The 25,018-nt window shown below is 71.4% G+C and carries 19 protein-coding genes and 1 pseudogene; 9 read left to right on the top strand and 11 right to left on the bottom strand.

What is annotated here, in order from left to right; all coding sequences use genetic code 11:
* Positions 1-551 (top strand): annotated as a pseudogene (locus tag ADL15_RS50680) (hypothetical protein); the annotation flags it as partial.
* Between the two features lie 182 nt (positions 552-733).
* On the opposite strand, the gene ADL15_RS50675 reads toward ADL15_RS50680, so the two are convergent.
* Positions 734-2,149 carry an NAD(P)/FAD-dependent oxidoreductase gene (locus tag ADL15_RS50675; protein WP_067708747.1) on the bottom strand — a complete coding sequence of 472 codons (1,416 nt, stop codon included), beginning with the start codon at positions 2,147-2,149 and terminating at the stop codon, positions 734-736.
* A 76-nt stretch (positions 2,150-2,225) separates the two neighbouring features.
* Between ADL15_RS50675 and ADL15_RS50670 the strand changes: the two genes are divergently transcribed.
* Positions 2,226-2,912, top strand: coding sequence for a TetR/AcrR family transcriptional regulator (locus ADL15_RS50670; RefSeq protein ID WP_067708743.1), 687 nt, complete (start codon positions 2,226-2,228; stop codon positions 2,910-2,912).
* A gap of 607 nt (positions 2,913-3,519) precedes the next feature.
* On the opposite strand, the gene ADL15_RS50665 is transcribed toward ADL15_RS50670, so the two are convergent.
* On the bottom strand, positions 3,520-4,872 hold the full coding sequence (locus ADL15_RS50665; protein WP_067708740.1) for a permease prefix domain 1-containing protein: 1,353 nt from the start codon (positions 4,870-4,872) through the stop codon (positions 3,520-3,522).
* Positions 4,869-5,225 (bottom strand): PadR family transcriptional regulator, encoded by a 357-nt coding sequence (locus ADL15_RS50660; RefSeq protein WP_067708737.1) that lies wholly within the window; start codon positions 5,223-5,225, stop codon positions 4,869-4,871. The genes ADL15_RS50665 and ADL15_RS50660 overlap by 4 nt, the downstream gene beginning before the upstream one ends.
* 92 nt (positions 5,226-5,317) lie before the next feature.
* Here ADL15_RS50660 and ADL15_RS50655 point away from each other — a divergent pair, with 92 nt between their 5' ends.
* A complete protein-coding gene (locus ADL15_RS50655) occupies positions 5,318-5,785 on the top strand; it encodes an SRPBCC family protein (protein ID WP_067708734.1) in 468 nt (155 codons plus the stop codon).
* Positions 5,786-5,836: 51 nt separating this feature from the next.
* Here ADL15_RS50655 and ADL15_RS50650 read toward each other — a convergent pair whose 3' ends face one another.
* Positions 5,837-7,528, bottom strand: coding sequence for an alpha/beta hydrolase (locus ADL15_RS50650; protein ID WP_067708731.1), 1,692 nt, complete (start codon positions 7,526-7,528; stop codon positions 5,837-5,839).
* Positions 7,529-7,826: 298 nt separating this feature from the next.
* Here ADL15_RS50650 and ADL15_RS50645 point away from each other — a divergent pair, with 298 nt between their 5' ends.
* Complete coding sequence (locus tag ADL15_RS50645; protein WP_067708729.1) at positions 7,827-9,146, top strand: hypothetical protein; 1,320 nt, start codon at positions 7,827-7,829, stop codon at positions 9,144-9,146.
* Between the two features lie 116 nt (positions 9,147-9,262).
* Here ADL15_RS50645 and ADL15_RS50640 read toward each other — a convergent pair whose 3' ends face one another.
* Genes ADL15_RS50640 through ADL15_RS56800 form a run of 3 tightly spaced genes read right to left on the bottom strand, consistent with a single transcriptional unit; the run spans position 9,263 to position 13,070 of the window.
* Positions 9,263-9,832, bottom strand: a complete 570-nt coding sequence (locus ADL15_RS50640; RefSeq protein WP_157442121.1) for a hypothetical protein — start codon at positions 9,830-9,832, stop codon at positions 9,263-9,265.
* Positions 9,833-9,864: 32 nt separating this feature from the next.
* Positions 9,865-10,746, bottom strand: coding sequence for an ATP-binding cassette domain-containing protein (locus ADL15_RS50635; RefSeq protein ID WP_067708724.1), 882 nt, complete (start codon positions 10,744-10,746; stop codon positions 9,865-9,867).
* Between the two features lie 47 nt (positions 10,747-10,793).
* The gene (locus tag ADL15_RS56800) at positions 10,794-13,070 is read right to left on the bottom strand and encodes a putative bifunctional diguanylate cyclase/phosphodiesterase (RefSeq protein WP_067708722.1); all 2,277 of its coding nucleotides are present in this window, start codon (positions 13,068-13,070) and stop codon (positions 10,794-10,796) included.
* Positions 13,071-13,194: 124 nt separating this feature from the next.
* Here ADL15_RS56800 and ADL15_RS50625 point away from each other — a divergent pair, with 124 nt between their 5' ends.
* From ADL15_RS50625 to ADL15_RS50610, 4 genes are all read left to right on the top strand, one after another.
* Entirely contained in the window at positions 13,195-14,643 is a 1,449-nt protein-coding gene (locus ADL15_RS50625; RefSeq protein WP_157442120.1) for a GGDEF domain-containing protein, read from the top strand.
* A gap of 45 nt (positions 14,644-14,688) precedes the next feature.
* On the top strand, positions 14,689-16,641 hold the full coding sequence (locus tag ADL15_RS50620; protein ID WP_198171373.1) for a helix-turn-helix domain-containing protein: 1,953 nt from the start codon (positions 14,689-14,691) through the stop codon (positions 16,639-16,641).
* 94 nt (positions 16,642-16,735) lie between these two features.
* Positions 16,736-18,082: an MFS transporter gene (locus ADL15_RS50615; RefSeq protein WP_067708713.1), complete on the top strand. Its 1,347-nt coding sequence runs from the start codon at positions 16,736-16,738 to the stop codon at positions 18,080-18,082.
* 108 nt (positions 18,083-18,190) lie between these two features.
* The gene (locus ADL15_RS50610) at positions 18,191-18,766 is read left to right on the top strand and encodes an SUKH-4 family immunity protein (RefSeq protein ID WP_083972692.1); all 576 of its coding nucleotides are present in this window, start codon (positions 18,191-18,193) and stop codon (positions 18,764-18,766) included.
* 58 nt (positions 18,767-18,824) lie between these two features.
* Here ADL15_RS50610 and ADL15_RS50605 read toward each other — a convergent pair whose 3' ends face one another.
* From ADL15_RS50605 to ADL15_RS50590, 4 genes are all read right to left on the bottom strand, one after another.
* Complete coding sequence (locus tag ADL15_RS50605; RefSeq protein WP_067708708.1) at positions 18,825-20,015, bottom strand: S8 family peptidase; 1,191 nt, start codon at positions 20,013-20,015, stop codon at positions 18,825-18,827.
* Between the two features lie 191 nt (positions 20,016-20,206).
* On the bottom strand, positions 20,207-20,881 hold the full coding sequence (locus tag ADL15_RS50600) for a VOC family protein (RefSeq protein ID WP_067708705.1): 675 nt from the start codon (positions 20,879-20,881) through the stop codon (positions 20,207-20,209).
* A 75-nt stretch (positions 20,882-20,956) separates the two neighbouring features.
* A complete protein-coding gene (locus ADL15_RS50595; protein WP_067708702.1) occupies positions 20,957-21,808 on the bottom strand; it encodes a CYTH domain-containing protein in 852 nt (283 codons plus the stop codon).
* 80 nt (positions 21,809-21,888) lie between these two features.
* On the bottom strand, positions 21,889-23,787 hold the full coding sequence (locus ADL15_RS50590; protein WP_067708699.1) for an acyl-CoA dehydrogenase family protein: 1,899 nt from the start codon (positions 23,785-23,787) through the stop codon (positions 21,889-21,891).
* Positions 23,788-23,893: 106 nt separating this feature from the next.
* On the opposite strand from ADL15_RS50590, the gene ADL15_RS50585 reads away from it, so the two are divergent.
* Entirely contained in the window at positions 23,894-24,835 is a 942-nt protein-coding gene (locus ADL15_RS50585; protein ID WP_067708697.1) for an inositol-3-phosphate synthase, read from the top strand.
* Positions 24,836-25,018 lie beyond the last annotated feature (183 nt).

The raw sequence follows: 25,018 nt of genomic DNA, 5'->3' as shown, positions 1-25,018 counted from the left end.
ATGTGGAGCAATGGCTGGTGGGGGCGGGGCGGGACAGGGCGCGGGCTACCGCGACCGATCTGGCCGGGATCTGGCAGGACGTGTGCGCGGAGTTGGACAACCCGGTGCTGCTGGAGGCGCGGGTGCTGAGCAGCCTGCGGGCGACCCGGCCGCTGGCGATCGTGGAGGGGGTGCTGCTGCTGGAGGCCCCGGATCGGCACGCGCGGGACATGGTGGAGATCCGGCTGCGGGAGGCGGTCGAGAAGGTGTTGAGCCGGCGGCTGCGGTATCCCGTGCAGATCGCGATCACGGTGGCCGGGGCGGCGGAGGACTTCTCCCGGGCCGCGAGGTCGGCGGCGATGACGTCTACGCCCGCGACATCTGCGCCCGCGACGTCTGCGCCCGCGACGGCGGCGGCGGTGGATGCGGCAGTGGCGGCGGCGGCAGCGGCGGTGGCGCGGCGGCGGCAGCCGGATCTGACCGCGGCGTATGCGGAGCTCATCGCCCAGCCGGACGTGGCCCGGCGGCTCGCCGAGGTCCTGGTCGCGGCGGGTCAGCTCGGGCCGAGCTGACCCGGCGGCGCAGTCCGGGGAGCCGGGGCCGGGAGGCGCGCTGCGGCCCGGAACGGTCGCGGCGTCGCGCGAGACCACCACGGGACGTGGCTTGTAGCCTACGGACGGGCGCTCCGTATTCGTACCGAAAAAAAGGGACGGCCCGGCGGGAAGGCCGGGCCGTGACCCACAGCGAATGGCGGTCAGGAGTCGAACGAATAGCCCATGAGGTTGGCGGTTTTGAGGATGAATCCGTCGCGGCCGCCGTTGCGGTCGGACCGGGCGATGGCGCGGCGGATGAATTGCACCGCGGGGTAGGCGATGGGTTCCGGCGGAATCGGCAGCGGGCGTTTCGTGGCCATGCGCAGACGGGTCAGCGGGGTGTCGGCGCCGGCCAGCAGGTCGAGCATCACCGCGCCGGCGAAGCGGGTGGCCGCGACGCCCAGACCGGTGAAGCCGCTGCTGTAGGCGACCTTGCCGCCCATCGCGGCGCCCTGGAAAGCGGCCAGCTGCGTGGACATGTCGATCATGCCGCCCCAGGCGTGGGTGAAGCGGATGTCGCCGAGCTGCGGGAACGTGCGCAGGAAGTGGTCGGCCAAGCGGGCGAACGTCTCCGGGCGCTGATCGAATTCGGGCCGGATGCCGCCGCCGCGGTGGTAGACGGCGTCGTAGCCGCCCCAGAGGATCCGGTTGTCGGCGGTCTTGCGGTAGTAGTGGAACTGCCGCGAGCAGTCGCCGATGCCGAACCGGCCGTGCCAGCCGATCTCGTCCAGCTGCGCCGGGGTGAGCGGCTCGGTCATCAGCACGTAGTCGTAGATCGGGATGGTCAGCATCCGGTTGCGGCGCAGCAGCGACGGGAAACCGTTCGTGGCCAGCACGACCTGCCGGGCGCGGACGGTGCCCATGCCGGTGGTGGCGCGGACCGTGCGGCCGCGGTCGGCGAGCCGGGTCACCGGGGTGTGCTCGAAGATCCGGACGCCCAGCTTGCGGCAGGCGTCCTTGAGACCCCAGGCCAGCTTGGCCGGGTGGACCAGGGCGGCACCGGTCTCCCGGAGGCTTCCGGCGCGGTAGAGCGGCGAGCGGACCAGGGCGGTCAGCTCGTCCCGGTCGTAGAAGCGGCCGCCGTCGGCGTGCAGCTCCTCGATCTGGTGCAGCTCGGTGGCGACCGAGAGTGATCCGTGCTCTTCGAACTCGGCGTCGATGCCGTGCGTGGTCAGCGAGTCGCGGAACGCGGCGAAGTTCTCCTCGGCGAGCCCGGAGAGCACTTTCAGATCGTCGGCGAAGTAGCGTGCGCCGTTCTCCGGCCCGTGCGTGAGGCTCGCCTCGACGAACCCGCCGTTGCGACCGCTGGCCGCCCAGCCGATCTCCTCGCCCTCGACCAGGACGACGTCGCGGCTCGGATCCTGCTCCTTGGCCTGCAACGCGGTCCACAACCCGCAGTAACCGCCGCCGATGATCAGCAGGTCGGTCTCGATGGCGCCGATGAGTGCGGGCAGCGGGGCGGGGCGACCGGGATCCTCGAGCCAGAACGGGGTCCGGGCCGCATCAGCGAGCGCCGCACGGATGCGCTTCTCGTCGGTCCGGATGTCGAGGTCGTAGGCCGGTGTGTCCGCCTGCATGCTGATCCTCCCTGGTCAGAGCCATAGGAAACAGCAGAGCTATGCTTAGGTCAATGCGTTGACATAAGGAGTTTTCATGGCACGGGTGGGTTCCGAGCGGGTCCGGCGACGGCCGACCCGGGCCGGCGTGGTGCTGGATCCAAACATGATCATCGATGCCGCGCTGCGGCTGATCGAGGCGCCGGGCGGCAACGCGCTCACTGTCCGCCGTCTCGGCGTCGAGCTGGGTGCGGACCCGTCGGCGATCTACCGGTACTTCCGGGATCTCGACGCGCTGCTGCTCGCGATCGCGGACCGGCTGATCGGGGACTCGCTGGCCGGCTTCGAGGCGGGGCCGGACTGGCTGGTCTCGCTGCGGGAGCTGGGTGAGCGAGTTCACCGTTCGATGCTGAAGCACCCGCGGCTGGTGCAACTGCGGTCGACGCGGTTCACGGCCGGGCCCAATGAATTGCGGGCGGACGATATCGGCATCGGTTTGCTGCTCAGTGCGGGATTTGCCGGATCGGATGCCGTGCGGCATTTCCGGGACTTCATCGATACGGCTTTAGCATTGGCGACCATGGATGCAGCGGAATTGACGCCTAGTCAGCAGCAAACGGAGGACCGGGCGCTGGCGGCCGCTTATGCGTCGCTGCCGGCGGAGGAGTATCCGCATTTGGCGGCGGTGCGCGGTGATCTGCCGCAGGTGACGGCGTCGGCGTTCCCCGGCGTGCTGGACAAGCTGATCGACGCGCTGTCCCGGGCGGCGCCCGGTGCGGGCTGAGGTGGTCTGGTGGCTCGAGGGCTCGCTGGATCGGGTCGGCGAGCGGTCGTGACGAGCGGCTGGACTCGCCCGGCTGGGCCTGGCGGCCGTTATGCGGGCTGGATTAGGGCTGTGAGGGCCAGCTGGATTCGCTCGGCTGGTCGTGGCGGCCGTTATGGGGGTCGGATTAGGGCTATCAGAGCCAGCTCGGTGAGTGTGGCTGGTTGTGGTGGCCGTTATGGGGGTCGGATTAGGGCTGCCAGAGCCAGCTCGGTGAGTGTGGCTGGGCCCTGGGGGTCGGTAAAGACGGAACAGGGCCGTGAGAGCCAGCCGGGCCGCGACGCGCGCGGCGGCCGTCCGGGGTGCTGAAAATCGCGGGGGCTCGGTGCCCTGGTGACTCGGACCGGGCCGTCCTCCGGACCGGGCCGTCCTCCGGACCGGGCCGTCCTCCGGACCGGGCACCCGCCTGGTGGGGCGACCGTGCGCTGGTGCGGGCGGTGAGTGGCGCAACGGGCCGGGACTCACCAGCTGCGCCGCCTGGCGACCAGCCCCAGCCATCCGCAACCGGAGCCACCGGCCGGATGCCGCCCGGATGCCGCCCGGATGCCGGCCGGCCCCGGACCGCGCGCTAGCGGAAGCTGAACAGTGGGGGCAGGATCAGCACGACCGCCCACAGCCACACCGCATAAACCGGCAGGTAGGCCGTCTGCCACCGCTCCACCGCCGGGAAACCGCCCTGGCGCCGGACGAACCGCAGCAACAACCACGCCGCCCAGGCCAGGTTCGCCAGCAGCACGATGTTCTCGCCGAGCGCCGCTACGTTGTTCGGCGTCGTCCCGTACTCCGCGATGCGGCCGGTCATCGTGATCAGGACCACCGCGTCGATGGCGAGTGCGCTCACCACCAGCACCAGTTGCAGCACGTCGAACATCCCGCGGGGCGCCTGCGGATCCCGGGCCGAGATCGAGTAGAGCAGCAGTGCCAGCACCACCGCGAGCAGCAGGTCGAACAGCACCAGCGTCTCCCGGTTGACGTCGATGCCGTGGCCGTTCACGCCGATGGTGACCAGGAAGGCCAGCAGCGCCACCGCGAACAGCGGCGTGAACAGCCGGGTGAGCACCGGAGCGATGTTCTCGATGACACCCTGTTTCGCCTCGACCAGCCACCCGGCGACGACCATCGCGCCCACCCCGCCGCACGGGGTCAGCCAGGCCCAGATGAACTGGTCGGGTTCGACGCCGATGGCCTCGAACGTGCCGTACAGGAACGTGATCAGCACCCCGCCGCCGAGACCGATCAGGACCAGGTAGACGAACCACTCGCCGCTGAAGCGGATGAAGTCCATCCGCCGCCGGGACGAGCGCAGGTTGTCGGAGGCGTAGGCGAGGCCGACCACGAGCCACAGGGCCAGGGGCAGGTGGCTGGCGGTGAGGGCGACCGACTGGGACTCGTCGCCGACCGGGTAGGCGTTCGCCGCTACCGCGCCGAGGACGAACAACCCCAGCAGTACGGCGTACACGCGGATACCGGGCCGGCGCTTCCAGGCCAGGAAGGCCGCCAGCCAGGGGAGTGCGAACAGGGCGAAGTTGGTGGCGTAGAACATGCCGTCGCCGTCGTACCGTTGCCCGAACAGCTCGGGGATCTTGATGGAGACCGCGGCGCCGGCCGCGCAGATCAGCATGGCGATCAGGTCCCGCCCGGATCGGGCCTTGCGCGGATCGTCGCCGGTGAACATCAACTGTTTCCACAGCCGCTCGGAGTGTTCCCGGGCGAATTCGCGGGACAGCTCGTCCAGCCCGCCCATCCGTTTCACCGCGATCAGGAACGCCTCGTCGGAGCGCAGGCCCAGGGCGATGAGCCCGTCGACCGAGTCGCGCAGGTGGTCCTCGAGCTCGTCGGCGTCGGAGGCGACCAGTTCCGGGCGGCGGTGGACGTACTCGCGCCACTGGGTGAACTGGGCTTCCAGGGCAACCTCGGTCATGCGGTGCCTCCCAGCGGGATGAAGCCGACGTGCGGCCAGACCTGTTTGAGCGCGTCGACGACCGTCTCCCACTGGCGGCGGTGCTCGGTCAGCTCGGCCAGACCCTGCTTGGTGATCCGGTAGTACTTGCGCCGGCGCTCACCGGGTACGGTCTGCCAGCTCGACTCGACGTGGCCGAGGTTCTCCAGGCGGTGCAGCAGCGGGTAGAGGAATCCCTCGGTCCAGTCCAGCTCACCGCCGGACAGCTCGCTGATCCGCCGCAGGATGGCGTAGCCGTAACTCTCACTTTCGGCGAGGATGCCGAGCACGATGGGGGTGGCCGACGCGGCCACGAGATCCTTGGTCACCCGCACGGGCGCCTCCCTTCTATACCTAGAACTGCGAGGCATAGTAGATCTAGGTGTCGAGCGACCGCAACGGCACTCTTGAGCACAGGAGCTTTCGCATGACCCAGTTCGTCGTCACGCAGCAGGTCCGGGCGCCCGCCGCCACGGTCTGGGCCGTCCTGGTGGACTGGCCCCGGCACGGTGACTGGGCGCCGCTGACCAGCGTGCGGGTCACCTCCGCGGATGCCACGGGGGTGGGTGCCGCGTTCGTGGCCAGGACCGGCATCGGCCCGCTGGCCTTCGACGATCCGATGACGGTGACCCGGTGGCATCCGCCGAGCGGGGACGAGCCGGGTCGCTGCGAGATCGTCAAACGGGGCCGGGTGGTTCTCGGCACGGCCTGGTTCTCGGTCGTCCCGCTGCCCGGCGACCGGAGCCGGGTCGACTGGGGTGAGGACGTGACCGTGACGCCGCACCGGCTCACCCGGTTCGCCGGGCCGCTGTTGTCGCTGGCCGGCCGGATCGGCTTCGGCGCGACGCTGCGGGCGATGGCCCGGGAGGCCGAGAAGCAGGCCGGGCGGGCATGACGAGCGGCAGGCGCCGGCGGAACTCCGCCGACGCCTGCCGGGTGCCCGGGGTCAGGGCCAGAGGTACGGCGTCTTCACCGGCCTGGGCTCGCGCGGCTGCTTCACCGGGTGTGCCCGGAACTGCTCGGTGTGCAGGCCGAACGACCGGTCCAGCTTCGGCATCCAGTACGCGTCGTCGTGCCGCCCGGCGCCGAGCTGGTAGTCGTGCCGGACCCCCTTCGCCGCGAGGGCCGTGCTCATCTGCTGCGCGGCCACCCCGAACCGGTAGTCGTCGGAGTCACCGCCGTCGAAGTAGTACCGGTGCTCGTTCAGCTGGGCCGCGGTCATCCCGGCGACCAGGGTGAGCGGGCGCAACCCGGCGTTGGCGGCCTGCTCGGTGGCCGTACCGACCAGCGGCGGCAGGCTCAGCGCGCCCATGTGGCTGGCGATCGAGCTGAACACCGTCGGGTTCTTCAGCCCGAGGGTGAATGCGCCCTGCCCGCCCATCGAGACGCCGCTGATCCCGCGGTGGTCGCGGTCGGCGATCGTGCGGTACGACCGGTCGACCAGCGGCACGATCTCGTCGACGATCATCGTGCGGTAGTTGCCGGCCGACGTGTCGACGTACCAGCCGCTGCCGCCGTCCGGGAACACCACGATCGACTCTTCCAGGCCGTTCGCCGTGACCAGCTTGTCGAGCACGGTGCCGATGTCGCGGGCCTCCCACTCGATGTTGCTGCCGTTGAAGCCGTTCAGCATGTAGACCACCGGGAACCGCTTGGCGCTGGTGCGGGTGTAGCCCTTCGGCAGGTACACGTTGAACTGGGTCCGGCGGCCCATCGCCGCGGAGACGTAGTCGTCGCGGAAGAAGCGCGCGTGGTCACCCAGCTCCAGCGGCTTGCGCGGGTCCAGGTAGAGCAGCTCCCGGGTCGCCGGTGAGCCGGTCCAGGTCCGGATGGTGTCCACCACGAGCCGGCCCTGCGCGTCGACGAACACCTCGGCCTGCGTGTCGGTCAGCGTCACCGGGCCGGCCTTCCGCAGCTCCCGCAGGTCGGCGAGACGCCGGTCGGCGGTGTCGCCCTGGTGGAAGAACCCGGGTGCCAGGGTCGCGGCGTACCCGCGGAGATCGCCGGTGGCGACCGCGCGGTGCTGCTGGTTCAGGACGGCGCACGCGTGTGCCAGCTGGGCGCGGGTCGCCGCGGTGCCGGTGGCGCCGGACAGGGCGCGCAGCCGGGCCTTGGAGAACAGCCCGATCGGGCCCTGGTAGAAGCCGCCACCACCGGTGCCGTCGTAGACCCGGACGGCGAGCACGTTGGTGGCGCCCCAGCGGAGCAGGCCGTCGGCCGGGTAGTACTCGCGCGGCACCTCCCAGGTGGAGTCGAAGTTCGGCGGGAACCCGCCGGTGTGCCCGATCTCCTGACCGTTGAGGAAGGCCTGGTCGGCGTCGTCGATCTTGCCGAGCGCGGCGACCACTGCCGCGTCGGTGATCCCGGCGGGCCGCTCCGGAAGGGTGAACGTCTTGCGGTACCAGGCGAACCCGTCGTAAGAGGACAGGTCGGCCTGGGCGCCCCAGTTGTCCGGGACGCTCCAGTCCCGCCAGGTGGTGTCGGCGAAGGACGGGTCGGACCAGGCGGGGTCGTCGCCGGTGCTGAACTTCCAGCCGGCGCCGGCCAGATCAACGCCGAAATCGACCGAGCCGGTGGTGGCGCAGGAGGTGTCGGCGTGCGGTGAAGTCCCTGCTGAAGCCGATGTGGGAACGTTCACAGACGCCAGCGTCAAGAGTAGGGTGCCGAGCAGAGCGGTGCCCGCGTGGCGGAAGCGGCGAGTAGTCGGTGACATCGAGCCTCTCCTAGAGGTCAAGTTCACAAGTTCACACAAGAAACATGCTGGACGCACATTCGCAACATTGACGAACGATGTCAATGGGGATGGTCAACATCGATAGTGGTGTTGGAAAGTGTTCGATATCCGGACGGGTGTACGAGACATTGATGCACGGTCGTACACTGCCAACCGCGACGCCGGGGGAGTGTCGCGTTGCCCCGAACGGAGATCTGTGCGCATGAAGCGCCTCCTGGCCGGCGTATTCGCCGGTGTCACCGCCCTGACCCTGACCGTCGGGTGCGCCAAGCAGCTCCAGCAGCTCGAACCGAAGCTGGAGATCAAGAAAGCGGCCGAGGCCCTGGGTGCGACCGGTACGTCCGGTTTCACGCTCAAGGCGGGCGGCAGCGTCGACGACGTGATCGCGCTGGCGAAGAAGGACTCCGGCACCGGTGAGGACGCCTTCACCGACGAGGACGCCGACATGCTGCGCAAGCTGTTCAACTCGTCGATCACCATCGCCTGGGACAAGGCGGGTGACGGCACCGCCGACGACAAGGCCCTGATCAACGCGACCGTCGACGGGGTCACCGGCCTCGAGATCCGGGTGGTCAACGGGGTCACCTACGTGAAGGCGCCGATCACCGAGCTGGCCGCGAAGTTCGGCGCGCCGCAGGCCGAGATCGACTCGATGCGCAAGGACGTCGGCTCCGAGATCCCGGGTGTGGTCACCCTGATCGACGGCGGCTGGGTGTCGGTCGCCGCGGACGACCTGAAGAAGATCACCGAGGGCACCGTCGGCGTCGCGCCGAGCATCGCGCCGAGCACCGACCCGGCGCAGAGCGAGAAGCTCGCCGCCGAGCTGAAGACCAGCGCGGAGGCCCTGATCGAGGGCGCCGAGGTGGTCCGTGACGACAAGGACAAGACCCACCTGACCGTCACCACCACCACGGTCAAGGCGTACGAGCAGGGCAAGCGCCTGATCGAGTCGCTGAAGACGATCGCCGGCGCACCGGCCGGCGAGACGCTGGACAAGGCGCTCGGCGACGAGCTGGACAAGCCGCCGGCGGACAAGCCGATCGTCATGGACCTGTGGGTCGACAACGGCGTGTTCAAGGCCTTCGAGATCAACCTGCTGCAGTTCGTCGACGGCAACACCGGCCGGGCGAGCCTGCGGGTCGAGCTGGCCGGCGGCGCGGCGATCGCCGCGCCCACCGACGCCAAGAAGCTCGACGTCAGCAAGATCTTCGAGTCGTTCGCCGGTGACGCTGCTGTCGGAAGCGACCTGGGCGGCTCCGACGACCTGGGCGGCCTCGGTGGCGGCGACGCCAAGACCTGGGCCGAGCTGGTCGGCACGCAGTCGGTGCTGATGGCGCTGAGCGACGGCGGCAAGCCGGCCTCGCACCTCAAGGAGGCCGCCAAGAACATGGCGATGCCCGGCATCACCGTCAAGGTGGTCCGCTCCGGCGTCGCCGAGGTCACCTCGGGCCGCAGCGTGGCCTGTGTGACCGTGCCGTCCAGCACCTCGGGCAAGTCCAAGGTCGTCGCGCACGCCTGCTGACGTCCGCTTTCATCACGGGAAGCCCGGTCCGCTGAGAAGCGGACCGGGCTTCTTGCTATCCGAACGGGGGCCTCTCGGTGCCCCCGAAAAGGAGGCTTCTTGCTGCCGGGACGGCGTCAGTCGCCGCTGAGGTCGCGGCGCAGGGCGACGGCCGCGACGGCGAGCGCCGCCACCGCCCAGACCAGGAAGATCTCGATGCCGAACGCGTCGCCGCGCGAGGCGTCCAGGTAGGACGTCATCGGCAGCGGGTACTTGAACTGGCCGGCGACACCCTCGACGATCACGAACCAGACGCCGAATCCGCTCAGCAACCAGACCGACCGGCGCACCACGGCCGCCAGGGCGGCACCGAAAACCGCCATGATCGGTACGGCGACGAGCGCGTGGTAATACGTCCAGGTGCCCCACTTGGACACCACGGTGACCCCGCTGACCGCGGCCACCAGCCAGGAGATCACCACGGTCGTGACGACCTGGGCCAGCAGCACGGTGAACCGCTGCGGGCGGGCCAGGTACAGCAGCGCGGCGGTGCGGTGCTGGAAGTGCTGGGTGACCGTCATGACCGAGATGCCGAACGCGCCGATCCCGGCGAACAGCGCCCACCAGTCGGCGTCGACCACACCGGCCGCCGCCGTCACCGCCCCGAACAGGGCGATCGACACCCAGCTGGAGCGGATCGTCGCCATCCGATACAGCTCACTACGGACCAGGGTGAGCATCAGGCGGCCGCCAGTTCCAGGAAGATCTGTTCGAGGCTCGGGGCGTCGGTGCTCAATTCGTACAACGGAACTCCCGCGTGGAAAGCGGCCTCGCCGGCCTCCTCGGCGGTGAGACCGGCGACCTCCAGCGTCGGGGTCTGCTCGTCGGCGGTGACCTTGCCGCCGGCGTCCTCGAACGCCCGCCACAGCCGCACCGGGTCGCGGCCGCGCACCCGCAGCCGCACGCCGTCCGCGCCGGCCAGCTCGGTCAGCGGTGTCGCGCGCCGGACCTGCCCGTTCGCGACGATCACCACGTCGTCGATGAGCTGGGCCAGCTCGGCCAGCAGGTGACTGGAGATCAGCACGGTGCCGCCCGCGTCGGCGTGCCCGCGCAGCAGCCACCGCAGCCAGGCGATGCCCTCCGGGTCGAGCCCGTTGGCCGGTTCGTCCAGGACCAGCACCTGCGGTTCGCCGAGCAGCGCGGTGGCGACCGCGAGCCGCTGCCGCATGCCGAGTGAGTAGTCGCCGGTGCGCCGGTGCCCGGCGTCGGCCAGGCCGACCGCGTCGAGCAGCTGATCGACCCGGGCCCGGCTCGCGCCGGCCAGCATCGCCTGGCCGATCAGGTGTGCCCGCCCACTCTGCCCGGGATGGCTGATGCCCTGCTCGAGGACCGCGCCGACCTGCCGCAACGGCGTGCTGAGCTCGGCGTACGGCTTTCCGTTGATCAGCGCGGCGCCGGAGGTCGGCCGGCTCAGCCCGAGCAGCATCCGCAGCGTGGTGGTCTTGCCGGACCCGTTCAGGCCGAGGAAGCCGGTGACCCGGCCCGGCCGCGCGGTGAAGGAGAGCCCGTCCACCGCCCGCACCGACCGGTACGTCTTGGTCAGCTCGATGGTCTCGATCATGACCGGGGACTATCCCACAAAGCGGGTGCGCTCGATGCCCCGCGCGATCAGCCCACGGTCGTCAGCAGGGAGGCGTCGATGTCGGCGGCCGGCATCGGGCGGGCGAAGTGGAAGCCCTGCGCGTAGCGGTAGCCCAGCACGTAGAGGCGGTCGGCCTGGTTCTGGGTCTCGACGCCCTCGGCGACCGCGCGCAGCCCGAGCGTGGCGGCGATCCCGCTCAGCGACGCCGCGATGGCCTCCTGCTGCGGGCTGCCGTTCAGCTCGTCGATGAACGACTTGTCGACCTTGAGGGTGGTGACCGGGCAGGTGCGCAGCAGGGTGAGCGACGAGTGCCCGGTGCCGAAGTCGTCCAGGGCGATGCCGACGCCGAGGTCGCGCAGCGCGTGCACGGTGTTCAGGGCGGTGCCGCCGGCGAACACCGCGGTCTCGGTGATCTCCAGGGTGACCTGGTCCGGGTCCAGGCCGTGCCGCACCAGGGTGGCCGCGACCAGGTCGGGCAGGTCCGGGTCGAGCAGCTGGCGGGCCGAGACGTTGACGCTGATCAGCGGCGCGGACGCACCGTGCCGGCGCTGCCAGTCGGCCGCGTCGGCGCAGGCGGTGTCCAGGATCCAGGCGCCCAGGTCGACGATCAGGCCGGTCTGCTCGGCGACCGGGATGAACTCGGCCGGCGAGACCGGCTTCCCGCCGTCCGGATGCCAGCGGACCAGGGCCTCGACCGCGCGCATGGTGCCCAGCGGCAGCTCCACGATCGGCTGGTAGAGCAGCCGGAACTCGCCGCGCTCCATGCCGTGGCGCAGGGCCGCGGCGACGTCGGCGTGATGCTGCGCGGAGGCGTCCAGGTCCGGCGTGTGCGCCTGATAGCGGTTGGTCCCGACCCGCTGCGCGGCCTGCAGTGCCAGTTCGGCCCGGCGCAACAGATCGGGTACGACCTCGTCCCGCCCGGCCGCCGCCCCCACCGTGACGGTGACCAGCAGGTCGTGCTCGTCCACCGGCAGCGGCTCCTGGAACGCCAGCAGCAGCGCCACCGCGAGCCGGTCACCCTCGGCGAGCGGATGCCCGTCCGGCAGCAGCACCCCGAACTCGTCGCCGAGCAGCCGGGCGACCAGCGCCGCCTCGCCGACCGTGCCGGCGATCCGCTCGGCGGCCTGGCGCAGGATCTCGTCGCCGGTGTCGTCGCCGAGCCGGTCGTTGAGCGCGGTGAAGTCGTCCAGGTCGCAGACCGCGACCGTGGTGGCCGCGGTGCGCTGGTGCAGGGCGTCGGTGAAGTGCCGCCGGTTCGGGCAGCCGGTCAGGTCGTCGTAGCGGGCCTGGTCGGCGAGGCGGTCGGCGAGCAGGCTGTTGTCGCTGAGCGCGGCGTGCTGGCGGATCAGGACCAGCACGATCAGGCAGACCGCGCCGCCGGCCAGACCGGCCGGCAGGTAGCCGCGCTGCACCGTGACACCGACCATCATGACCGCGGTCAACGCCACGGCGACGTACGGGATCCGGCTGATCCCCGGCTTGCGGACGTCGCCGCGCCGCCCCTGCGGCAGGACCGGGCCGGGTGCCGCGCCGATCCGGTTGGCCCGGGTCTGTGTCAGCGTGGAGACGGTCACCAGCACCCCGAGCGGGGGCAGGATGGCCACCGTGGCGTTCAGGTGGTCCCAGCGGTCGAACGCCACGGCGAGGTACATCGACACCGGCCCGAGCACACCGACCGGGCTGAGGATCCAGAGCGCCCGCCCGTGCACCGAGCCGGTGCGGCTCATGCCGACCCGGACGATCGCGAGCACCGCGGCGACGGCGGCGCCCACCGAGATCAGCCGCAGCACGCCGGCCAGCGGCCCCTCCTCGACCGGCACCGGCAACTCGATCAGGACCTGCATCATCACCAGGCTGGCGGCGAGCATGACGATGCTGACGTCCAGCCACATCGGGACGGTGGCCCGCCAGGTGCGGCGCTCGCCGGGCAACCGGATCAGGGCGACCACCACGATGCCGACCGCGGCGGCGAGCAGGACACCGGTGAGCGGGCCCATCGCCACCGTCTCGTCGAGGTGACGCATGGTGTCGAAGGACTGGCTGATCAGGGCGGCGGCGAGCACCACGAACGCGGCGCCCATCCGGCGCCAGAACACGCGTCCCGCGCCGGTGCCGGTGGCGGCGGCCAGCAGGCACCCGGCCGTCGAGGTGAGCGACGAGGCGACCGCGACCGGCCAGAGCGACCAGGCCGGCACCGTGGCCACCACCCCGGCCACACCGAGCAGGACCGCGACCAGCAGCCATCCGACCGCGACGGCGACCAGCAGGCCGGCCGCGCGGGCAGGGCGGTACGGAAGTCGCATCGGGCCTGACGGTCCTCTCGGTGGTGGTCCTCATGGTCACCATCGGCAGCCCGGGCCGCGGGAAAAGGCGAAACCCGCGGGATCCGGGCTCAATCCGGACGGCGTCCTGCCGATGGGAGGGTCCGTGCGAACAGCGGCGTGGAAACGAACCCTGGTGGCCGGTGCGGTCACCACGGCCGGCTACGCCGTGCTGCCCGCGAGCGGGCCCTGGCGGGCGATCCTGTACGGGATCAGCGCGTTCACCTGTGTGGCCCTCGTCGTGGTGGCCACCCGCCGGTACCGGCCGCAGCACCCGTCGACCTGGTACGCGATCGCGGCCGGCTCCGCGCTGTGGGTGCTCAGCTCGCTGATCCTGCGGGTGACCGGCGCCGACCCGTGGTCGCTGGTCGCCGGCCTGCTCTCGGCGGCCGGCTATCCGCTGCTGGGCTGGACCCTGGTCGGCATGATCCGCGGGCGGGCCCGGGCCGACGGCCGTACCGTGCTGATCGATGCCGGGATCCTCGGTGCCGGCCTGGCGCTGCTCTACTGGACGTTCGTGATCGGTGACACGCTCACCGACGGCACCGTCGACGGCGGCGACCAGCTGCTGGCCTCGCTCTTCGCGGTCGGTGACATCAGCGTCATCGTGCTGGTGTCGCTGCTGGTGACCACGCCGGGCGCGCGGACGAGCAGCTACCGGCTGATGCTCGGCGCGCTGACCCTGACCGGCGTCTCGGACATCCTGGTGATGGCCGCGCCCAGCGGCGAGCTGTACCAGGGCGGGCCGGCCGACCTGACCCTGGTGCTGTCCAGCTTCGTGATCGCCGCGGCCGCGCTGCACCCGTCGATGCGGCGGCTCACCGTGCCGCTGGACCGGCCGCCGGCGTTCGTCCGGCCGCGGCTGGCACTGCTCGCCGTCGCCATCCTGCTGGCGCCGACGGTGAGCCTCTATCAGGGCGCGACCGGCACGATCAGCCGCGACTGGCTGGCCACCGGGCTGTGCTCGATCGTGCTGTTCGTGCTGGTCACGCTGCGGATGGTCGGGCTGGTCGCGCGGGTGGAGAGCCAGGCCCGGACGCTGTCCGTGCTGGTCAACAAGGATCCGCTGACCGGGCTGGCGAATCGGCGCCGCTGGGACGAGCGGCTGGACGCGGCGCTCGCGCACGGCACGCTGACCGGCGACCCGCTGATCGTCGCGCTGTTCGACCTCGACCACTTCAAGCGGTACAACGACACGTACGGCCACCCGGCCGGCGACGAGCTGCTCAAGGACGCGGCGGTGGCCTGGCGGACCGGGCTGCGCCGCGACGACGTGCTGGCCCGGTACGGCGGCGAGGAGTTCTGCCTGCTGCTCACCGGCTACTCCGAGCCGGAGGCGCGGGTGGTGGTGGAGCGGCTGCTGGCGGTCACGCCGTACGGGCAGACGTTCTCGGCCGGGCTGGCCCGCTGGGACGGCACGCAGAGCGCCGCCGAGCTGCTGGAGAAGGCCGACCAGCTGATGTACGCCAGCAAGAGCGCCGGCCGGGCCCAGGTCACCAGCGACTTCGTGCCCGCTGTGTCCGACACCCATACCGCGCTGGCCCGGCATGGCTGACAGACACATGTGACGGCGGCCACCCCTGCTCGTAGGGTGTCGGCCATGACCACGCCGGCCGGTGAACTCGAGTACCTGGACCTGCTCGCCCGCGAGGCCGCCCTGGTGGAGTTCGAACGGCCGGTGATCGCCGCCCGGGCGGCCGGCCTCCCGGCCACCGGGCTCGACGAGGTGGAGCGGGCGAAACTGCTCGCCCTGCGGGTGCGCGCGCTGCTGGAACGCCGTCGCCGGCGCGAGGAGGAGCTGTCGGCGCTCTACGACACGGCCGGTGACCTGGCCGGGCTGCGCGACGTCGACGCGGTGCTGCGGGCCATCGTGCACCGGGTGCGGACCCTGCTCAACGTGGACGTCTCCTACATGACGCTGAACGACGCCGAGCGCGGCGACACGTACATGCGGATCACCGACGGGTCGGTGGCGGCCAGCTTCCAGCGGCTGCGGCTGGCACCCGGCGCCGGGCTGGGCGGGCTGGTCGCGCAGACCGGCACGCCGTACGCGACCGCGAACTACCCGACCGACGCGCGGTTCGCGCACACCACCGACATCGACATGGGTGTCGGCGACGAGGGCCTGGTGGCGATCCTCGGCGTACCGATGCGGCTGGGCTCCACGGTGATCGGCGTGCTGTTCGCGGCGAACCGCGCCGAGCGGCCGTTCGCCCGCGAGGAGGTGGCCCTGCTGCTGTCGCTGGCCGCGCACGCCGCGGTCGCGCTGGACACCGCCCGGCTGCTCAGCGAGACGCAGACCGCGCTGGCCGAGCTGTCCGCCGCGAACGCGACGATCCAGGCGCACAGCGCGTCGGTGGAACGCGCCGCGGCGGCCCACGACCGGATGACCGCGGTGGTGCTGCGCGGCGGCGGGGTCGACGACGTCGCGGCGGACCTGGTCGACGTGCTGCCGGGTGCGCTGCTGGTGATCGACGCGCAGGGCCGGGTGCTGGCCACCGCCCGGACGCCGGGCTGCGACGTGCCGCTGCCGGAGACCGGGGAGACCGTGGTGGACGAGGCGGTGGCGGCGTCGCGCGGGGAGGGGCGCAGCGTACGCCGGGACGACCTGATCATCGCGGCGGTCGTCGCCGGCGCGGACAACCTGGGCGCGGTGCTGTTCCGGCCGGCCCGGCCCCTGGCCGCCGCCGACCAGCGGATCCTGGAACGGGCCGCCCAGGTCACCGCGTTGCTGCTGCTGTTCCGCCGCACGGTCGCGGCGGCCGAGGCGCAGGTCCGCGGCGAGCTGCTGGACGACCTGATCAGCCGCCCGGTCCGGGACCCGGAGGCGGTCCGGGACCGCGCCGCCCGGCTCGGCCTGGACCTGGACGCGCCCTACGTGATCGTGGCGGCCGGCGACGAGACCGGCGACGGCCTGCGGCAACGCGCCGTCTCCTGGGCACGCACGTTCGTCGCCAACCGGCGCGGGCTGGCGATGAGCCGGGACGGCCGGGTCACGCTGCTGCTGCCCGGCGAGGATCCGGCCGGCACCGCGCGGCTGGTCGCCCGGGAACTCAGCCGCGCGCTGGCCCGGCCGGTCACCGCGGGCGGCGCCGGTCCGGGCCGGGGCGCCGCCGGGGTCGCGACCGCGCACCGCGAGGCCGAGCAGTGCCTGAGCGCGCTGGTCACGCTGGGCCGGGCCGGGTCCGGCGCGGGCACGGCCGAGCTGGGGTACGTCGGCCTGCTGCTCGGCGAGCGCCGCGACGTGACCGGTTTCGTGCACGGCGTGCTGGGTCCGGTCCTCGACTACGACGAGCGCCGCGGCACCGCCCTGATCACCACACTGGACGCCTACTTCGATCAGGGCGGTGGCCTGGCCAGGGCGGCCGAGGTCCTGCACGTGCACGTCAACACGGTGACCCAGCGGCTGGATCGGGTGGCCCAGCTGCTCGGCGACGACTGGCAGCACCCGCGCCGGGTGCTGGACCTGCAGCTGGCCCTGCGCCTGCACCGGCTGCGCGCACCCCTGGCGGACGGCCACACGTCACAGCCCCTGGCGGACGGCCACACCTAGAGCCAGTTCGATGTGTCGATCCGATCCATGGGTTTCCCGGGGTGCCCGGACGTAGCGTCCCGTTACCTACGTCACACCTTTGGAAAGGACGCACATGTCGACCACCGCACGTGCCCCGATCGTCAAGGTCGTCTTCGCCTCCCTGGTCGGCACCGCCGTGGAGTGGTACGACTTCTTCCTCTACGGCTCCGCCGCCGCCCTGGTCTTCGGCACCCTGTTCTTCCCCAAGTCCGACCCGGTCACCGGCACCCTGCTGGCGTTCGGCACGTACGCGCTGGGTTTTGTGGCCCGGCCGCTCGGCGGGGTGATCTTCGGGCACTTCGGTGACCGGGTGGGCCGCAAGAAGATGCTGGTCGTCTCGCTGATGCTGATGGGCGCCGCGACCGTCGCCATCGGACTGCTGCCCACCTACGCCTCGGTCGGCGTCGCCGCCCCGATCCTGCTGCTGCTCTGCCGGCTGCTGCAGGGTTTCGCGGTCGGCGGCGAGTGGGGCGGCGCGGTGCTGATGGCCGCCGAGCACGGCGACGACGCGCGCCGCGGGTTCTGGTCGTCGTGGCCGCAGGCCGGGGTCGCGCTCGGCAACCTGCTGGCCACCGGGGTGCTCTGGCTGCTCGCCCTGGTCCAGCCGGACGAGGCGTTCAACGCCTGGGGCTGGCGGATCCCGTTCCTGCTCAGCGCGGTGCTGGTGCTGGTCGGGCTGTGGGTGCGGCTGAGCATCGAGGAGTCGCCGCTGTTCCAGCAGGCGCGCGCCGCGCTGACCACCCGGGACCATCAGCCGCTGCTCGAGGTGATCCGCCGCTATCCGCGGGAGATCCTGCTCGCGATGGGCATGCGGCTGGCCGAGAACATCGCGTACTACCTGGTCACCGTCATCTCGATCACGTATCTGACGACGTTCGCGGGGACCGCCGCGGACAAGGGGAAGATCCTCACGGCGTTGCTGATCGGCTCGGCCGTGCAGTTCGTGCTGATCCCGGTCTTCGGGGCGGTCTCCGACCGGGTCGGGCGGCGGCCGTTGTATCTCGCGGGGGCGATCGGGATCGCGCTCTGGTCGTACGTCTTCTTCGGTCTTGTGGGTAGTCGGTCCGAACCGAAGATCATCCTTGCGGTGGTCGTCGGCCTGGTGTTGCACGCTCTGATGTACGCGCCGCAGGCGGCGTTCTTCGCGGAGCTCTTCGGCACGTCGGTGCGCTACACCGGCGCGTCGGTCGGCTACCAGCTGGCCTCGATCCTGGCCGGCGCGCTCGCCCCGATCATCGCGCTGACCCTGCTCGGCGACGTGACGAACCCGAACACCACAGCGGTGGCGATCTACATGACGGTCGCCTCGGTGCTGACCGTGATCGCGGTCCTGGCGTCGAAGGAGACGGCCCGCACGTCGCTCGAGCACGACCGCGTGCTCGAGGCGGCATCGAAACCGGAGAAGGAGCAGGTCGGCTGACCCCGCCCGGCGCCGCCGCCCGTGCGGCGGCGCTGCCGGCGGTCCGGGGCGCTTGCGGGTCCGGCGCCGGTCGCCTGCACCGCGCCAGGTCCTGTCAGGCTGTCGGTCATGACCTCGCCACGACCGACGAAGATCATGGGACGGTCGATCCCCGACTGGCAGGCGCGCCTGGCGCTCTGGTCGTCCGGCGGCGTCGTGCGCCTGGACCGGGACACCGTCGCGGGCTGGCGGGTGGACGACCGGGCGCGGGTGCTCCTCACCGAGGTCGGCCTGCCGTCCTTCGGCTACTTCCGGCCCGGCCCGCAACGCGCCGGTGAGCCTGTGTGCCCGCCCTACTACCTCCTGGGCCGGGAGCCGGTCGGGAACCATCCGCACGGAGCGTCGCTCGATCCGGACTGTGGTTGCGGGCATGTCGGGATCAGCGCGGTCGACGGTGCGGTCCGGCAGCTCTTCCGGGGTCGTGACCCGCTCCCGGTCAACTCCGATGTGACGCTCTTCTTCTACTTCCTCGACAAGGTCGGCGGTTCGCTGCCGACCGAGCGCGACTTCGCGGACCGGGTGCGGGAGAGGAAGGCCGTCCGGCGAGCCGAGGCGGTGATGCGACGTCTCGTTCATCGCGATCCGATCCTGACGAGTGGTGCCGAGAGCTTTTGGGGCTACCTGTTCGCCCGCCCGTGGGGATGACCGGCCGCAGGCCCGGCGCCGGGTTTTCCCGGCGCCGGGCGCTTTTGCGTACGAAGGGTCAGCTCGACAGCGAGCCGGTGTAGAGCAGACGGTTCGGTGAGCCGGAGCCGGGGCTGGTGACCACGCCGGTGGTGGCGGCGCTGACGATCGCGGTGTTGACCGTCGCCACGGTGGCGCCCGGGTGGGCGGTCAGGTAGAGCGCGGCCGCGCCCGCCACGTGCGGCGACGAGAACGAGGTGCCGCTGCCGGTGTACGTCGCGGAGTCGCTGGTACGCCACGCCGAGGTGATCGAGACGCCGGGGGCGAACAGGTCCAGCACCGCGCCGTAGTTGGACCAGGACGCCTTCGCGTCGGTGTTGCTGGTCGCGCCGACGGTCAGCGCCTCGGTGACCCGCGCCGGTGAGCTGGTGCTGGCGTTGACGCCGGAGTTGCCGGCCGCGATGGCGTACGGGATCCCGGCCGTGATCGAGCGGCGGACCGCGGCGTCGAGCGTGGTGCTGGTGCCGCCGCCCAGGCTGAGGTTAGCCACCGAACGTCCGGCGGTGGCGTGCGCGGTCACCCAGTCGATGCCGGCGATCACCCCGGCCGTGGTGCCCGAGCCGTTGTTGTCCAGCACCCGGACGCCGACCACGTTCGCGCTCTTGGCCACGCCGTACGTGCTGCCGACCGCGACCGCCGAAACGAACGTGCCGTGCCCGTTGCCGTCCTGCGCGATGCTGTCGCCGTCGACCGCGTCGTAGCCGTAGCTGGCCCGGCCGCCGAAGTCCTGGTGGGTGATCCGGATCCCGGTGTCGATCACGTAGACCGTGGTGCCGGTGCTCGGCCCGTACGTGTACGTCCCGCTCAGCGGCAGCGCCCGCTGGTCGATCCGGTCCAGGCCCCACGGCGCGGCGCTCTGGGTGTCCGCGATCCGTACCGTCTGGTCGGCCTCCACACTGGCCACCGAGGGGTCGGCGGCGAGCCGGGCGGCCTGCCGGGCGGTCAGGTGCGCGCTGTAACCCTCGACGGCGTGGCCGAAGACCCGGGCGACCGAGCCGCCGTAGCGGGCCGACAGCCGGTCGGCGCGGGACTTGTCGGCCTGCACTCCGTCTTTGAAGGTGACCAGGTAGGTGCCGTCGACCGCGGTGGCGCTGCCGGCGTGCAGGACGGTGCCGGTCGCCTCGGCGGCGTAGGCGGGCGCCGTCGCGACGACGGCGAGTGCGGTGCCGACGAGGACGGCGGCGGCGCGGGGGTGGCGTACGGAGCGCATGGGTTCCTCCCGATCTGCGGCGTCTGATTGGCGCCTGTGGATGAGGCTAGGAGGGAACCTTTGATTGACGATCAACGATTTATTAGCAGGTGTTCAGGACATTGATGCCGACTTGCGAACGCCCGGTGATAGGCAACTAGTTGCACATCACCGGGCGCCGATCGTGATCACCTCGCTCGGCGCGCGGCCCGTCAGTCGCTGAGCTCGTCCAGCACCGCGCGCTGATCCGGGGTCAGCGGCAGCCCGGCCGCGCGCGCCAGGGCGAGCCGCGCGGCGTCCGGATCGGACAGCGTCACGGCGAGTTCGGCCCGGTAGAGCAGCACCTCGGCCAGGGCCGGATCGTCGCCGGCGGCCGGCCTCCCGAGCGCGCCGTCCAGGATCCGGGCCGCCTGCCGGTGATCACCCTTGGAGTCGGCGAGGACCACGGCGTTGGCCATCGTGGTGGCCAGCGGCGAGGTGACGGTGGCCGGCGGCGGGGTGTTCGAGGTGATCCGGATCCAGTTGCCGCCCGGGTCGACGACGCTGAACCCGGAGGTCCCGCCGGCGTTCTTGCGCGCCCGGGGCCGGGTCATCCGCGGGATGCCGGCCAGTGGCACCCGGCCGTACCTGGCGCGCAGACCGGCCGCGAACTCCCGGTGCAGCGCCTCGGTGTCCGGGACCAGGACCAGGCAGGTGCTGTACGAGTCGGCCGGGAGGTAGTCCGGCATCCCGAAGAAGTGCAGGTGCAGGTCCTCGCGCTGCATCGCGACGTACGGATTCGGGCGGGTCTGGTGGTGGGTGGTCCGGAAGCCGAGCGCCTGGTAGAAGTCCGCCATCTCGTCGATGGACGCGCAGGGCAGCAGGGGTACGGCGATCTCGTTGGCCATGGGTCTATTCCTAGCGATCCCGCTCGATCTTCGCCCATGGGTTGGCACGGACCCGCGCTGACCTGCGGCTTTATGTCAGCCGAAATAACGCAGCGTCGTGGCGGTCTTGGTGACCTGCAGCTCGGCCGGTTCGACGCCGTGCGCGGCGAGCACCTCGGTCAGCCGGGCCGCCACCGCCGGGGCCTCGCCGACCGGGCAGCGGGTGGACAGCTCCAGGATCGTCGAGCCGTCCGGGAACGCCCAGCGTTCCGCGCTGAGCTGCCCGTCGAAGCCGGTCGGCTGCAGCTTGTACTTCTGGACCTCCACCGGTCCGAAAACGATCAGGTCGGTGAGTGACACGCCGGCCGGCCCGCAGGCGGCGAGCAACCGGCGCTGCGGAGGTGCGACCAGCTTCGCCAGCGGGCGGCCCTTGCTCAGCGCGCGACCGACGACGCCGCGGCCCAGGCGGACCTTGAGCGAGCCGGAACAGACCCGGTGCCCGGGCATCGCGTCGATCTCCACCTCGAGGCGGCTGGTGCGGCGCAGCCACTTCGGCACGGTGTGCGAGGCCATCGGGCGCAGCTTGACCACCGCGTCGTCCGGGCGGTCACCCATGTCCCGGATCCGGATGATCAGGCCGTGCCGGTCCAGCGCGCGATCCGGCGTGTCCAGGAAGAACACCCGGCGGGTCTGCACCGCGTACCGCTCCAGGTCCAGCGCGCGGCACTGCCGCTCGGACGAGACCACCTTCAGCTCGACCCGCTCGGCCTCGCCGGACAACGTCACCGTACGACCGGAGCGATCCACCGGCGGCGTCCAGAAACCCCACTTGCCGGTGTGCCGGGCGCGCTGCCGGCCGGGCGGGCGCTGCAGCTCGTGATGGCCGTCGTTCTCGGGGCGGCGGAGGCGCCGGGCATGCGTCACCGCGATCTGATCGGTTTTTCCCACCCCGCGTGACACCCCATCCTGACCGTCGTAGTCCTCTGCGGAACCGTACCCGACGAAGGTTTCGGGATTGACACGGAGCGTTACTGATCGGGAGTAATCCGCCGTCGTACGTCGGCGACGGTGGCCGGTCCGGGCTGCCAAGGAGTCACCCAAGCTGCGTCGGAAGTCGGATGCACCACACCCTCCTCCAGGAACGCATACCGCCCGGCCATCACTCGCTGTGCAGCCTTGGTGTCGAGGCGGTCGGTGTTGTCCCACAGCGCGGCAAACAGCGCGTCGGCGCGGAGCCGGGACTGCCGGCAGAACAGGTCGGCCAGTTCCCGTTCGGGTGCGTTCGGGGAGGCGTTGGCGCGCACGCACGCCGCGGACATCGCGAACAGCTCCGCGCCGATGTCCACGATCCGGCCCAGGAAGCCCTGTTTGCGTTCGAGTTTGCCCTGCCAGCGCGACATCGCGTAGAACGTGGAGCGGGCCAGCCGGCGCGACGCGCGTTCGACGTACCGCAGGTGGGACGCGAGCGGGCCGTACTCGCCGTACTCGACGGGGTTCTGCCCGCGGCCGACCGCGAGCGTCGGCAGCCACCGTGCGTAGAACTTTCCGGCTCGCGCCCCGGCGCGGGCCTTGCGGGTGAGCGCGGCGTCCGGGTCGATGATGTCGCCGGCCACCGCGAGGTGCGCGTCGACCGCCTCCCGGGCGATCAACAGGTGCATGATCTCGGTCGAGCCCTCGAAGATCCGGTTGATCCGCAGGTCCCGCAGGATCTGCTCGGACTCGGTCGCGCGCTCGCCGCGCGCCCGCAGCGACTCCGCGGTCTCGTAGCCGCGCCCGCCCCGGATCTGGATCAGCTCGTCGGCGATCTGCCAGGCCATCTCACTGGCGAACAGCTTGACCAGTGCGGCCTCGATCCGGATGTCGTTGCGCGCGTCGTCGGCGATCAGGCAGCACAGGTCGAGCATCGACTCCATCGCGTAGGTGGTCGCGGCGATGAACGCGATCTTCTTGGCCACCGCCTCGTGCGTGCCGACCTGGCGGCCCCACTGCACCCGTTCCGCGGACCACTCACGGGCGATGGCGAGTGAGCGCTTGCCGGCGCCGACACACATCGCGGGCAGCGACAACCGGCCGGTGTTCAGCGTGGTCAGCGCGATCCGCAGGCCCTTGCCGAGCCCGCCGATCACGTTCCCCTCGGGCACGAACACGTCGTGGAAGCGGGTCACGCTGTTCTCCAGGCCGCGCAGCCCGAGGAACGCGTTGCGCCGCTCGACCGTGATCCCCTCCGAGTCGCCCTCGACGACGAACGCGGTGATCCCCTTCTCCGGGACGCGCGCCATCACCACGAGCAGCGTCGCCAGGGTGCCGTTGGTGGCCCACAACTTCACCCCGTTGAGCCGGAACCCGCCGTCGACCGGCTCGGCGATCGTGCCCAGCCGCGCCGGGTCCGACCCGACGTCCGGCTCGGTGAGCAGGAAGGCCGACACCTCGCCGGCGGCGAGCCGCGGCAGAAAAGCCTTTTTCTGTACGGCGGAGCCGAACAGTTTCAGCGGCTGCGGAACCCCGATCGACTGGTGCGCGGAGAGCAGCGCGGCCGTCGCGGCGTTGACCGAGCCGAGCAGGGTCAGCGCCTTGCAGTAGTGCAGGTTCGACAGGCCGAGCCCGCCGTACTCCTTGTCGATCTTCATGCCGAACGCGCCGAGCCGGGCCAGCTCGTGGAAGACCTCGTCGGGGATCCGGGCGTCCCGCTCGATCTGGTCACCGTCGAGCCCGTCGCGCGCGTAGACCTGCAGCTTGGCCAGGAAGTCGTCGGCGTCCGGGCTGTCCGGCGCCGAGGGCCAGGGGTCGATCAGGTCGAGCCGGAACTTGCCGAGGAACAGCTCCTTGCCGAAGCTGGGCTTGCGCCACTCGGCCTCCCGGGCGGCCTCGGCGACCTGCCGGGCCTGCTTCTCCGAGACGCCGGCTGCTTGCGGATCGGTCGTGGTCATCGGTCATCCCCTTCGATGCCATTGATGAGCCTGGCCGCCACGCTACGCCGCACGGTTACCGCGTGGTAGCCCTCCGCAGCTGCTTTAGTCGCCTAATCTGCTCACCATGATCGATAAGGTGCGGGTCGCGGTGGTGGGCGTCGGCAACAACACGTCGGCGCTGGTGCAGGGGATCGCGTTCTATCGGGAGACCGGCAGCCTGGTGGGCCTGCACCGCCCGGAGATCGACGGCTTGGGTGTCGGTGACGTCGACGTGGTGGCGGCGTTCGCGCTCTCTGCGGGCAAGGTCGGCGCGGACCTGCACGAGGCGATCTTCGCGGCGCCGAACAACTTCCCGCGGGTCGGTTCGCCGCTGCCGTCCAGCGGGGTGACGGTGCAGCGTGGACTGACCGATGTGACCGAGTTTGATCGGGTGGCGGGGGTGCTGAAGGGTGCCGAGGTGGTGCTCTACTCGGCGCCGAGCGGTCGCCCGGAGGTCGCCCGCGCGTATGCCGAGGCGGCGCTGCTCGCGGGCGCGGCGTTCGTCAACACCACGTCGGACCCGGTCGCCCGGGACGCGGCGCTGCTGCGACGGTTCACCGACGCCGGGCTGCCGCTGATCGGTGACGATCTGGCCAGCCAGTTCGGCACGTCGGTGCTGCACCGCGCGCTGCTGGAGCTGCTGGCGTCGCGGGGGATCACGCTGACCAGCTCGTACCAGGTCAACCTCGGCGGCACCGAGGACTTCCGCAACCTGGTCGAGCACCCGAACACCAAGCACCGGTCGAAGCTGAACGCGCTCGGCTCGGAGCAGGTGGCGATCGCCCCGCTCGGGTACCTGCCGCACCTGGGCTCACAGAAGATCGCCCACCTGAACGTCGAGGCGCAGGGCTGGGCCGGCACCCCGGTGAGCCTCGACGTACACCTGAAGGTCCACGACCCGAGCGGCGCCGCCGGCGTCAACATCGACCTGGTCCGCCTGGCCGCCCTGGCCCTGCGCACAGGCCGAGGCGGCCACCTCCCCGAGGCCACCCCGATGCTGAAGTCCCCACCCGGCACCGCCATCTAGCCCCAGCTGGCCCCGAGGGCCGCCGTCACAGCCAGCCGGGGTCGCTCCAATGTCGCTCAGCCCCTTTTTGATCTCGGTGGGGCCTCGTTCCCGATGTGTTCGGTGCGGGAGGGTAGGGGTGTTGTTGCGGGCTGGGATGTCCAGTCGCTGGGTGTCGCTGTAACGGTCAGCGTGGGTGATCGC

Origin of the sequence: Actinoplanes awajinensis subsp. mycoplanecinus (assembly GCF_001509495.1) — a bacterium.
Lineage (GTDB): Bacteria > Actinomycetota > Actinomycetes > Mycobacteriales > Micromonosporaceae > Actinoplanes > Actinoplanes palleronii.
The sequence above is the reverse complement of the archived record's forward strand: the minus strand, read 5'-3'. Positions and strand labels throughout refer to the sequence as shown.